A 12,108-nucleotide genomic window follows, 5' to 3' on the forward strand; every position below is an offset into this window, starting at 1 on the left:
TGAGGGAGAGTATGGCAGGAATCTGGCCGCCCGAAGGCCTGATCGAACGTTCTTCCCTGGTCGACATCCGGCTGGGGATGTTCGGACCGGAACGCTACCGGTGCCCGGCGTCGGACGCGCTCAAGGCGCGCAGAATGCGCCCGGCCGGATCGGCCGCATGGAAACCCGAGGCATTGGACACGTTCACCAACGGCCCGTTCATGGCCGAGCTCGACCGGATCGAACTGCCGGGTGACGGCGGGGAGTCGGGCAGGTCCACCAGACCCGCCCACGACGGGGTCCGCCAATGGACCTGGCATGCCCTCCGAATGTACGAGACGGCCTTCGCCGACAGCCCGGAGCTCCGACCGGCCCCGCGTCACTGGATCTACCGGCACCGCGGCTCACGAGGCGGCGGGCCCGCGAGCACGGAGTACCGGATCAGCGCCTGGGGGCGGTGCTTCGAATCGGCGGATGGCCGCCTGCGAGAACTCCGGCTCCCAGTGAACCGACTGCGGAAGCGTACGGACGCCGAGCGAGCGATCGCGGCCCTGGTCGTGGCGGAAGGCGATCCCGACGATCGGCTGGAGCACGTCCGGGTGGTGCAGTTCGCGCTCTCCGACGGTCGGACCGAAATGCTGTTCGACGGCAGCCGGGCAGAAGCGCTGGCCCTCTATCGACAGGACGGGGCGCCCGCGATTCGGGCGCTCCTGGACCGTCCGGAGTATCGGCCCGGGTCGGCCTGCACGTCCTGCCGGGTGGCACCTGTGTGCCCTGCGCTGCCGCGAGCCCCGGGATTGCTCGGGATAGCCGATCGCACCCGACCGCGCCGGAGCTGGTCCCCGACCACGGGCCGCGGGCACAAAGCCTGCCCGGCGCGCGCTTACCTCCGCGGCCTGCGGCTCCCGGTGGACGACTCCGTCGAACGCAGTGCCGCGGCCGAGCGCGGACGCGCCGTCCATGCTTTCCTCTCCGCCCGGCACGGCCAGGAGCAACGGACGCCGTGCACCTTCGATGTACCCGCCGACTGGGTCCCCGACGGTTACCGGCTCCCGCAATCCGAGCGTCTCCTCGGTGCCCGCCTCCTGCGTCATCACGCCGAGGTGTGCCCGCTCCGCATCGCCGATCCGCAGTCCGAGAGGACGCCGGAACCCCTCCTGGTGTTCGACGACCCCGCAGCTGATCTGCTGGTGCTGACGGAGCCCGACCTGCTGTACCGCGAACGCGGCTCGTGGGTATGGCGTGAGACCAAGACCTCCGCCGGCAGGAGGATGCCGCGCGACCTGCTCTCGGCCTACCCTCAGCTGGCGCTGGCGGTAAGGATCATCGCCAAGGGCATGCTGGCCGCCGACCGGGTTGAGCTCGAACTGCTACGCCCCGGCGGCGTGGACCTCCGGAGCCTCGACCCGTTCGCGCCGAAGACCGTAGCCGCAGCCGAAGCGGTGCTGCGCGATCAGGTCACCAGCTGGCACCAGGAGCGACTGTTCGAAGCAACGCCGAGCGCGGAGTGCGACAGCTGCGAGATGGCGCGCTGGTGCTCGGCACGCCGACTGTCAGAGCCTTCGCAGGAGGCGCCGAAGTGAGCCCGGACTTCGAACTACTGGCGGCGGTGGCTCGCGGCGTGCTGGACCTGAGCGACGTTCCCCGTCCGGCGGCGCTCCGGCTCCCGTACCCGGCGAGCACTCAACTAGCCTTCGATCGTGTCGTGTGGACATGCCTCAAGCAGGACCGGCCGGCACCCCTGAGCGTTCCCGATCTGCTGTCCCGCTGCCGGGACCTCCTCACGACCTGGCCGCTGGCACTCCCGCCAGGCGTCCTTACCGATGACGCCCGACTGATCGACCGAGGCTCAGCCGAGCCGACCCGAACGTGTGCCGAACTCGCCTCATACGGCCGCCTCGGAAGACTCGAACAAGGCGCCGACCGAGTGATCGCCGATCTCGCCAACGCCTGCGGGGCCCCCGAGCGGTTCGCCTCCTGTCGGGACTTCCTGATCGCGCACCCCGTCATCCTGAACCCTGACAGCTCCAAGCTCATGCGTCCGGCCACCATCCGCATCTGGCGACTGGTTCGGGAGCTGTACGAGCCAGTGCCCGAGAACTTCTTGACCGACCACACGGTCTCCACCTGCACAGAGTGCCTACTTTTTGCCAAGCCGACAGAGGGCGCCGGGGCGTGGTGCGAGGGAGAGTGCAGGAAGCGGCCCGGAGGGCTCGAGAAGGCGGAGGTGCCCAAGCACCCGATCGCCCTCCCCCGCGCTGTCCGGCTCTTCCTCACCCTCCCCGCCCGCACCGAACTGGCCTTGCGCGAGAAGCTGGCTGGTTGGTCCGGGCTTGTTCCGACGGGGACGGGCAGCCTCCGACTCGTCCACGAGGACGGGACGGACAGGGCCGTCCGGGTGCTCGACCGTGAGCAGCCGGCGCTGGCCGCGTTCAGGGCCTCCGAGTTGGCCGCCCTCGAAGACTCCCCGCTCGATGTCGTGATGCCCGACGCAGTCGTCGACCGACCGGGCTACCGGAAGGCCTTCGACCACAACCTTCCCGATGGCGCCCTGGTGCGGCTCAGATCCGTCAGCGAATTCACAGCTCCGTATCAGAACGACCGACCCGGGAGAACTCGTGCGTAGCACTGCCAAGGCCCTGCACCAGGTGGTGCGGGAGCTCCGCTCCAGCGGCTCTGCACTGCCGCGCCGCAAGCTGGTCGACCTGTGTGAGATCGAACTCGGCCTGTTCCTCCAGGAACAGCTCACTCCCGGTGCTCCTGCCGCGGAGGGCTGGACCCTGTTCAGCGGCTATCCGTTCGCTCGTGAGCGCGACGACATCTCTGACCGGCAGGAGCACATCCGTCGCACCGCGCGCTACGCCCTGTGGACCTGGGGGCGCCGACTGGCCTGGTCCGAGGCGCTGAAGGACTACCAGCAGCAGGACCGCCAACTCAGAGCCTTCGACGTACCGGACCTGAACGCCCCCGCCGTCCGCCGTCCGTCGCTCTCCGTGGCGGAGGACCGGTGGGCCTCCTACGAGCGCCTGCTGAACCAGGCGCCGCCGTTCACCGGAGAGCCGGCCACCTTCGCCGCCCCCGGCCGGTACGCCTTCCCCATCGGCCGGCACCTGACCACCGTACTAATCCCGGAACATTCAGCCCCCACTCCGCCCGGTCACGACCTCGGACGGCTTCCGGTCCATGCGGGCAGGCCGCTGACCTTCACGTGGAAGAAGCTGATGATCACGGCTGCGACCATGGACGCCCGGAAACCGGCCGGCTGGCTCACCCGCCTCAAGGCGATCCGGCTGTCCACACGCCGCCGCGGAGGCTTCCGTCCCGCCCGCGACTTCTCCGTGTCCGGCATCGAGCACCTGCTCGGGATCGTCGGAGCCGGCAAGAGCACGCTTCGGGACGTCTTGGCCGTGCACCTCGCCCGGCAGGGACGGAACGTGACGGTGGTGGTCGGCGACGTCGCGGAGCAGCTCAAACTGGTCGAGCTCTACAACACCCACGTTCCCGCCTCCGCCGCACCCATCCTCGGCGCGACGGGCCGTCAGCAGCACGCCGAACGGCTCCACCGAAGGACCGCAGGACGCGGCGAACCCAACCTGCTCGCCCACCTGGACCCCGGCTTCCAGTACCTGAGCACCTCCTGTGCTTTGAACGCGCTGCGCCACGCCGACGGCCACCCCGCCGACGACCTCCTGGGATTCGGCGAAGCACCGTGTACCAGGCTCCAACCGCCCAAGAAACGCGAGGTGGACCCCGACGACCCGTGGACCTCGTACCGGACTGCCTGTCCGTTCTGGTCCCAGTGCCCGCGCCATCACGGGCCACGGTCCCTGGTCGACGCGAGGATCTGGGTATCCACCCCGCCCAGCCTGGTGGATTCCCGTGTCCCACACCCACAGAACCCGGAGCGCATCCGCTACCTCGAACTCGCCTGCCGACGCAGCGACCTGGTGATCGTCGACGAGGCGGACCGGGTGCAGATGCAACTCGACCGCATGTTCGCCCCTGCCATCCCACTGCTCGGCGGTGGCCCCGATACCCGCTCGTTCCTCGACGAGGTCAACCAGCACCGCATCCGGGAGCTGGCCAGCGCCGGACGGGTGCAACTGTCCGATCGCGACGTGGAGAACTGGTCGGCGGCGGTGAACACCACCCAGGCTGCCGCAGACCGGCTGGTGGCGATGCTGGTCCGCGACTTCGACCTGCGCAAATGGGTCCGAACCGGCTACTTCAGCGCCGGAACCCTCCAACTGCGCCTGCTGGAGGAACGCTTCCCCCTGCCGGAGGACTACGACGGCCAGGCTGGGCCCCCAGCCGAGGACCCGCACCGGGAACCGCGGAAGCACCTGATGGAACTCCTGGACGCCTTCCGGGACAACCCGTTCGGGGACCGGCGACCGCCCAAGGACGACACCCTGCCACTGCTCGGGTTGCTCGGAGAACTGCTCCACACCAACTACCGCGAGCACACCCGTGCCCGGCTGCGGGAGGTGGTGTGCGACCTCTTCGAGATCACCCCGCTCCTGGGGGAGGAGGAGGCGAACCAGGACCGATACCGCGAGCTCAGGTCACTGGTGAACGGGAACCGGGACACATCGGCAGGGCAGGAGGAGAGTGCTGGCAAGAACACGAAGCGACGGCGACGCGCTCCCCTTCCCGAAGACTCGAACGACTGGCTGGATGCCCTGCTCGACCGGTTCGAATTCACCCTGCTGCTCAGCGCTCTGGAGCCCAAGCTCGCCCTGATCAACACCATGTGGCCGCGGGTCGCGGACGCACTCAGCCTCGGCTTCAACGAGATGTACCGTCGCCCCCTCGACTACGCGCCGATGGTCCCCGAGTCCCCGATGGGCAATGTAATCGGGTTCCAGTTTCTCCTGGAGGGGCGCGACGAGGGCGGTGTCCGCAGCGGCGAGCTCCGTTTCTTCCGCTGCAGCGGGGTGGGGCGTGAACTGCTGCGCGCCATGCCGGACCTACCTGTGGTGGACGGCTTGCCGGGGACCAACGTCCTGCTGATGTCTGGCAGCAGCTGGGCCGACAAATCCAGCCGCTACCACGTTCCGGTACCGATCGGCACACTGATCGAACCCGACCCTGCGGAACTGGAACGGATCGCCGACCAAAGCGAGTTCCGCTTCGAGTTCGTTCGAGAGGCCTGCGCCTGCCCGACGCGGTGCACCTGCGACAGTCCAAGCGAGGCCCTGCGGCTTTCCGGAGCGCCGATCGACCGGCGCGAAGACGTGCTGCGCCGGATGGCCACCGAGCTCGGCCGCAACGACCGAGGCCAGGGGCGCCTCCTTCGGGAACTGCATAGACTACCGGAACCCCGTCGGCACATCCTGCTCCTGGTCGGCAGTTACGACGAGGCCGCATTGGTGGCGGACACGCTGCACACACTCAACGAGCGTTGGCGCGGCAAAGTCCGGCGGCTGGTGTCCGACGACGACCCGGATGCCGCCGGCCGTCCACTGGACGACGAGCACCACGCCCCAGTACTGCGCCGCGGTGACGTCGAGACGCTCGCCGCCACGGACGCCGAGATCTTGGTGGCGCCGCTGCTCGCGGTAGAGCGCGGGCACAACATCCTCGCCGTTGACAGCAAGGAGGCCGCCATCGGCTCGGTCTACTTCCTGGCCCGGCCCAACCCCCGCCCTGACGACCTCGGCCTCGCGGTGCACGCGATCAACGACTGGATCGTCCGGCTTATGGACGACACCGGGTTCTCCGATCTGGTGCGCGGCGCGCCCACCCTCGGTCTGGGTGCGCGTAGATTCCGCGACGCCGCCCGGTCCAAGTGGTTCCACGTCCTCGCCAGGAGCATGGCTTGGAGTCACCTCGACGAAGAGGACCGCGTCCAGGTCACCTGGGACATGCTGGTTCTGATCTGGCAGGTCATCGGCCGCTCCGTCCGGGGCGCGGTACCCGCCCGGGTCGCCTTCGTCGATGCCGCGTTCGCGCCCTGCCTGGCAGCGGCCGACTCAACTGGGCCCACCGACACGCCGGAAACGAGCCTGCTGTACAGCATCCGCGCCGTGCTCACCCCCTACTTCGGCCCTGACAGCACCGCGCCGAAGGCCGAGCGCCGCATCGTCCGGGCCCTCTATCGGCCGCTGTGGACTGCTCTCGACCGCTGTCTGACCGAGACCACCGAAGAACGAGGCCCCACATGTACCCACTGATCCACCACACCGCCTACGAGCCCGACCCCGACCACGGGCCGTGGTTCGAGCAGTTCCGCGTGATGCACTTCCCCGAGGCGTGGCGCACCGAGTTCCTGGACCTCTACCACCGCCGGTGGCGCCGCCGGGACCAGCCCCAGGGCCTGCCGATCCGCAGGCTCAATGCCCTGCTGAGGGCCGTCGCACCCGGTGTACTGGCGACCGGCCGGGGAGCGGGATCCAGCTCCGAGGTGCCGTGGTTCTACGCCACCGAGGACCAGCCGGCCGAGTTGATGGCCCCGATTCTGGCCTCCTGGGTGATGACCTTGCCCCCTGGCACGGACAAGGAGCCGATACGGGCCGCCGAGCACGAGGCCGCATTGGACCGGGCACTCGCCTTGATTGACGACGTAACCCCGGGCTGGCGCCACGAGTCCGTCGACCTCACCGCCACGGAACTCTCCGCAGGCGGCACCGCCGAACCCGACCGACAGCTTTACCACCTGCTTCCGGAGCGGATCGGCGCACTGCTCGCGGCCAGGCCGCTGTTGATGAACGGCGTTGAACTGCGTTTCTGTCAGGTCACCCGGGACCAAGGGGTGGAACTGGTCAGCTGGCCACCGCGTGCTTACACCAAGTACAAGCGCACCTGGTACTACTCGGCGCTCGTGACGGTAACCGTGCAGACCGTGCCCTTCACCGATCGCTTCCGGGTACACGTCTCGTACGGCGTGCGGCGCTGGGCCAGCGGTTCTCCGGTGAAGCTGCAGAACGGCAGTGGGGCAACCGTCCTACTCGACGCACCGATGCCCTGGTCCGAGGATTCCAAGCCGCGCCACCGGCTCGCCGTCAACTCGATCTTTCTCGACCGGACCCTCGGCGTACCCATGTGGAGCAGGCGGAGCCTGGTCGACCTCTTGCCGGAGCTGGACATCCAGCACGTGTACCCGAAGCCCGTCGAGCTGACCGCCGAGCCGGCCGACTGGCTGACAGGCCGGGACGGGGTGGCCGCCGGCATCCTCTACGACACCGACTTCGGCAAGCACGGGGTCGGCGCCGGCCTGATGCCGCTGGAGCGAATGCTCCTCGACCGGTGGGTCGAGGAGGGTATCCGCCCGTTCCTGCGCCGGGTACCGGCCCTCGAACGGGTGCACCGCCGGTCGAACCCCAGACTGCTCGCCGCCTCACACTCCAAGGACCCGGAGAAACTGGCCGAACGCGCCCGGCTGCGCGTCGAGGCCAGGCGCGCTGCCATCCGCGCGGTACTCGACGGCCAGCCGCTCTCCGTGGACGTGGTCTGGCAGACCGAGGAGACCCGGGACGGACTCGTCGCGGCACTGCGCCAATGGCTCGACCTCCCGTCTGCCGTCCCCGATGCGGACGGCACGTACGAGTGGCACGCCGACGGGCTGTGTGTGGTGCTCCGTGCCCGTCCGCTGGAGTCTCTCGGCAGCGCCCTCCGGTTGGTCCGGGAGACCGGCATCTCGCGCGCCCAGTCGGTGGCGACGGCCGTTCGGGAGCGCGCGGCACGGATGACCGCCAGGCTCGGCGCGCACCGGGAGACGGTCGGAATCGCATTCGTGGAGATCCTCGGACGCGACCGTTTCCCGGCGACCGATACCGATCCCAAGTCGGCACTGCGTCTCGGGTGCGCTGGAGCCGGGCGGGTGAGTCAGTTCATTGTCGTCCCGGAGGACGCTGACGGCCCGCTGCCCGAACGGGCCGGCTCTGCGGTCGCCGACGGGATGCGCCAACTCGGCGCAATGATCCCTCCTGAACAGAAGCTCGACGAGGCCCTGACCGCCGACATGCAGTACCTGGCGCTCTGGCACGTCCGCCATCAGGCCGGTGGCTCCACCCGGCAGGCCGGCCGTCACCTCGTCGCACTTCGCATCCGCCCGCGCGACCCGGTGCACCCGGTCCAGGGCTGGGACGAGGCCAAGAAGAGCTGGGTCCCGTACGCCCGACTGCTGCTCACCATCGCCGCCTCCGGCGCCGCTCCGGTTCACCAAGAGGAAACGGACCCGGCTGGCACAACGGCGGCGGAGGCCCGCTACGAGGCCGAACGGCAGATCAGGTCACTGCTGTACCAGGTCCGGGACTGTCCCACCCTGTTGCTCGCCAACAGCGGCAACCTGCGCAAGGTCTGGCCCGGCCTGAACAATGGCCAGCTGGTCAAGGACAGCCTGGTCTTCCATGGAGAACGACCCGCCCGGCTCTCGCTGTTCGGCGCCGACCTGCGTGTGGTCCTGCTCCGGGACGCCAACAGCCGCGAGGAGACCGCCGAGTGGTACGCGCCAGGGGCCCAGGAGGACGACACCCCTGGGGTGTCCATCGGACTGTGGGCGCCACAGGGCGCCGATCCGGACAACCGGGTCTTCACCAGCACGGTCGGGAAGCCGCCGTCCGCAGGAACGGTCCGTACCGACCTGCGCAAGCTCGTCCCGACCACGCGCTGGCCACACGCCCCCGCAGCCACCGCCTGGAACCCGCAGGCGCTCGAGCTCACCGTACTCGGCTGCCTCTCCGAACAGGCTCTGGAGCAGACCCGTCGGACCGACTGGCCCGCGGACCGGCCCGCGCTGCTGGCCGCCGCCGTGCACCAGTTGCGCCTCCACGACGAGTACCATCCGCTCTCCCGGCCGCTGCCGCTGCACCTCGCCAAGCTGGCCGAGCAGTACCTCCTGCCTCTCGCCGCAGAGGCGACGCCGACGGCCGAGGCGGCAACCAGCGACGACGTCGAAGCCGGTAGTCCGTCAGTGGAGCAATAACACCAACCGGTCCGTCACCGTCCCTGCTTCTGGCCAACCGCCCTGCGGGCAGCCGGAAGCAGGGGCCGTGCTTGCCTTGATACGCGGATGAATGCGGCATAGGTCCCCTCCTGTTCCGTCTGGCACCCACTGGGTGAACTTCAGGCGTAAGGATCGCGAAGCGGCCGCGGTTCCCGTACGCCTCGAACGATGGCTTCGGGAAGGTCCGAGCCAGCGGTGTAGTAGCGTCCTTGGGCCTCGCCCCGGGCAGCAAGCCAGCCTGCGCGGACGAGTTCGCGGATGTCACGTTGGGCCTGCTGCTCGCTGAGCTCGGCGTCGGCCTGGTAGGTGGCGCGGCGCAGGCGGTTGCCCATGGCCGCGGGGTAGAGGGCGTAGAGCATGCGGTCGGGCCAGCCGCGCTGCTCAACGGCTTCGTCGAGGGCGCTCCAGACCTCGCGGGTGGTGTTCACCTGGCGCTCGACGCTCTGGGCCTGCTGATGGTGGGCGCGCAGGCAGAACCGCACCCAGGGCAAGGTGTCGCGGTCGGGAGTCCAGACGGGGCCGCCGACGTCGGCGAGTATGTCGTAGTAGCGGTAGGTGTTGCGGGCCCGGCCGAGCCATTCCTCGATGCTGGAGAACTCCGGCGCCATGATCCCCTCGCGGGCCAGGACCAGGGTGTGCAGGGCGCGGGACATCCGCCCGTTGCCGTCGGACCACGGGTGGATCGCTACCAGGTTCAGGTGCGCCATCGATGCCCGCACTAGCCCCGGTGCGTCGAGGCTCCCCTCGTTCAGCCACTCGACCAACTCGCCGGTTAGGCCGGCCAACTGCTGGGCATCGGGGGCGGTATAGGCAGCGATGGTCGGGTCTTCGGCGGAGGTGACGTACACCGGCCCGGTACGCCACCAGCCGGGCCGTTTGATCAAGTGGTGGCCCTGCATCATGAAATGCAGCGCGTTGAGCAGGCCCTTGCTGTAGGCGAAGTCGTCGCCCGCTTCGGCGAGGCGCTGGATGTAAGTCATCGCCTGCCGATAGCCCTCGATCTCGGCCGTGACGGTGTCGTTCGCATCGATCGGCGCTTCGCCGACCATGATGTCCTCGACGTCCGACACGCTCGCGGCGTAGCCCTCGATCGTGTTCGATCCGGCGATCGCCCGCGCCGTGAGGTTACGCCGCAGCTGCCCTTCCCAGCGACGTGAAGTGCGCAGATGGAGACGCAGCCGGTCGCGCATCTCGTCGATCTCCGCGAGGACGGACTGGTCGATGTCCTGCAGCGATGGCACACCATAGAGCATGAAGCAATGACACCATGACGGCATCAAACAAGCAAGGTGAATCGGCACAACCATGGTGCATGAACACTTCAACACACCCCTGGAAATCAGCCACCCCGGACCCGTTCAGCGAGATCACCACCGCCGACCCTCCCGCTCCGCCGAGCGCCCTGCGCTCGCAATACCGCACTTCACCACTCACCAACCTCCGCCCGCCGGCCAGCCAGGCCGCCCCGGCCCAGACGCAGGCATGGGCCAGCTTCCTGGCAGGGGCCGTCCACAACGGGCTCGACCCGACGCTGGTCACCCAATGGCTGACCATCCTGGCCGACGCCACCGGCAGCCCCGTCCTCCCGTCTCTGGCCTCCATACCGTTGGGCGACTATGTCAACCTCTGCCTCCCGGTCATCCTGACCGGCCTGGAAAGCACCACACACGCCCCCTACCTCGCCGGCTGGCGCCTGCGAATCGAGCCCGAACTCGGGCCGCTCCCCCTCCGCCTGATCACCACCGCTCTCATCACTGCGGCGGTTCTCGGCTGGATCGCCGATGGCTGCAGCCGCTCCACGATCAAGAACACCCTCGCCATGCTCTCCCGCATCTTCGAACAGGCCATAGTGGACGGCATCCTCGAACGTAACCCCGCCCACATCACCGGCTGGCAACACGAATTCCAGCAAGCCGAGGACGAACTGCGAGACCCCCGCACCCTGGCACTGCGCGACTGGGATGCCCTTATCGAACTCGCCGACGCCCTGGTCGAAGCCTCGTACAACCGCTACCGCGGCTGGGGCGACGTCGTCGTCCACAGCGCTTGCACCGCCACCCGCATCGGGGAGGTCTCTGGAGTTCGGGCCCGCGACGTCGACACCGACAAGTGGCTCCTGACCTGCCGCCGACAGACCACTCCCGCACCCGGCGGTCTGGTCGACAAGCACACCAAAGGCCGGATCGCCCGCTTCATCCCGATCATCGAGCCGCTGCGCCCGCTCATCGCCCGCCGACTGCAGGCCACCCGCGGCGACCCCGACGCTCGCCTCTACACCGGCCCGCGCGGCGGCCGCATCAGCACCGCCGTCCTACGCGACGCCACGCACTGGGACGAGGTCATTAGCGACCTCGGCTACGAGCACCTACGACGCCACGATCTGCGCCACACCGGGCTCACGTGGATGGCGGACGCTGGATACCTTCCGCACATCCTCATGGAAATCGCGGGACACCGGCTCATCACCACCACCCAGCGCTACTTCCACCCTGACGTGCTCCGGATCCTGGAAGCCGGCCAAGCCCTCACTCATCACCTCGAGAAGCTCCAATGCGACGGCCAGATCACGCGCCGCTGGTGACACACCGTGACCACCATTGCCTCGAAATGGCCACTGCCAAGCCGCTTCGAGGCGGCCCGAGTCACTTCACAGCAAGCAGCAGGCATCAGAAAGGCCTTAGAAATACCCCGATATGAACCAGTTTGACCCACTTGACCGATGCCCGGCGCACTTGACCGAAGGTCAAGTGCGCCACCACGCCTCGCTCCAGCAAAACGGCAAGGAGGTCTCGCACTTCACCTTGAGATCGAAGAACAATCCGCATACCAGCCACTGGAGCAACGGGTGGCGACGGACCCATGGCCAAACCTGGGGACCATTTTGGGACCACCCGGGACCAAAAACGGGCCCTGAAAACCAGCAAGAGCGGGCACCTGGTTTCCCAAGTACCCGCTCTCACAACCGACTTCACAGTCGGGACGACAGGATTTGAACCTGCGACCCCTTGACCCCCAGTCAAGTGCGCTACCAAGCTGCGCCACGTCCCGTGGTCTCGTGGCCCGGGCGGAGCCTGGGGGGGCTCTGCTTCGGGTTTCTCGACCTTGTCGGCCGGTTGTCCCGGCGACGAGGAAAACAATACAGCACGTCGGGGGGTGCTCGCTGCAGGGTTGTCGGGGGGTGG

General features: G+C 68.6%; 6 protein-coding genes and 1 tRNA gene. 5 read left to right on the forward strand and 2 right to left on the reverse strand.

The window, feature by feature from the left end; genetic code table 11:
• Nucleotides 1–11: 11 nt before the first annotated feature.
• From ADK60_RS33080 to ADK60_RS33095, 4 genes are read left to right on the forward strand one after another with little or no spacing between them, the layout of a single operon-like run.
• Nucleotides 12–1,562 (forward strand): PD-(D/E)XK nuclease family protein, encoded by a 1,551-nt coding sequence (locus tag ADK60_RS33080; protein ID WP_079008891.1) that lies wholly within the window; start codon nt 12–14, stop codon nt 1,560–1,562.
• Nucleotides 1,559–2,605 (forward strand): pPIWI_RE_Y domain-containing protein, encoded by a 1,047-nt coding sequence (locus ADK60_RS33085; RefSeq protein ID WP_053650645.1) that lies wholly within the window; start codon nt 1,559–1,561, stop codon nt 2,603–2,605. Before ADK60_RS33080 ends, ADK60_RS33085 begins: the two co-directional genes overlap by 4 nt.
• Nucleotides 2,598–6,155: a pPIWI_RE_Z domain-containing protein gene (locus tag ADK60_RS33090; protein ID WP_053650646.1), complete on the forward strand. Its 3,558-nt coding sequence runs from the start codon at nt 2,598–2,600 to the stop codon at nt 6,153–6,155. The genes ADK60_RS33085 and ADK60_RS33090 overlap by 8 nt, the downstream gene beginning before the upstream one ends.
• Complete coding sequence (locus ADK60_RS33095) at nt 6,143–8,905, forward strand: pPIWI_RE module domain-containing protein (protein WP_053650647.1); 2,763 nt, start codon at nt 6,143–6,145, stop codon at nt 8,903–8,905. The genes ADK60_RS33090 and ADK60_RS33095 overlap by 13 nt, the downstream gene beginning before the upstream one ends.
• A 140-nt stretch (nt 8,906–9,045) precedes the next feature.
• On the opposite strand, the gene ADK60_RS33100 is transcribed toward ADK60_RS33095, so the two are convergent.
• Nucleotides 9,046–10,167 (reverse strand): Fic family protein, encoded by a 1,122-nt coding sequence (locus ADK60_RS33100; protein ID WP_353651783.1) that lies wholly within the window; start codon nt 10,165–10,167, stop codon nt 9,046–9,048.
• 71 nt (nt 10,168–10,238) lie between these two features.
• Between ADK60_RS33100 and ADK60_RS33105 the strand changes: the two genes are divergently transcribed.
• The gene (locus tag ADK60_RS33105; protein ID WP_079008890.1) at nt 10,239–11,507 is read left to right on the forward strand and encodes a tyrosine-type recombinase/integrase; all 1,269 of its coding nucleotides are present in this window, start codon (nt 10,239–10,241) and stop codon (nt 11,505–11,507) included.
• Between the two features lie 393 nt (nt 11,508–11,900).
• On the opposite strand, the gene ADK60_RS33110 is transcribed toward ADK60_RS33105, so the two are convergent.
• A tRNA-Pro gene (locus ADK60_RS33110) sits at nt 11,901–11,974 on the reverse strand.
• Nucleotides 11,975–12,108 lie beyond the last annotated feature (134 nt).

It is taken from the genome of Streptomyces sp. XY431 (assembly GCF_001279805.1).
GTDB classification, from domain to species: Bacteria; Actinomycetota; Actinomycetes; order Streptomycetales; family Streptomycetaceae; genus Kitasatospora; species Kitasatospora purpeofusca.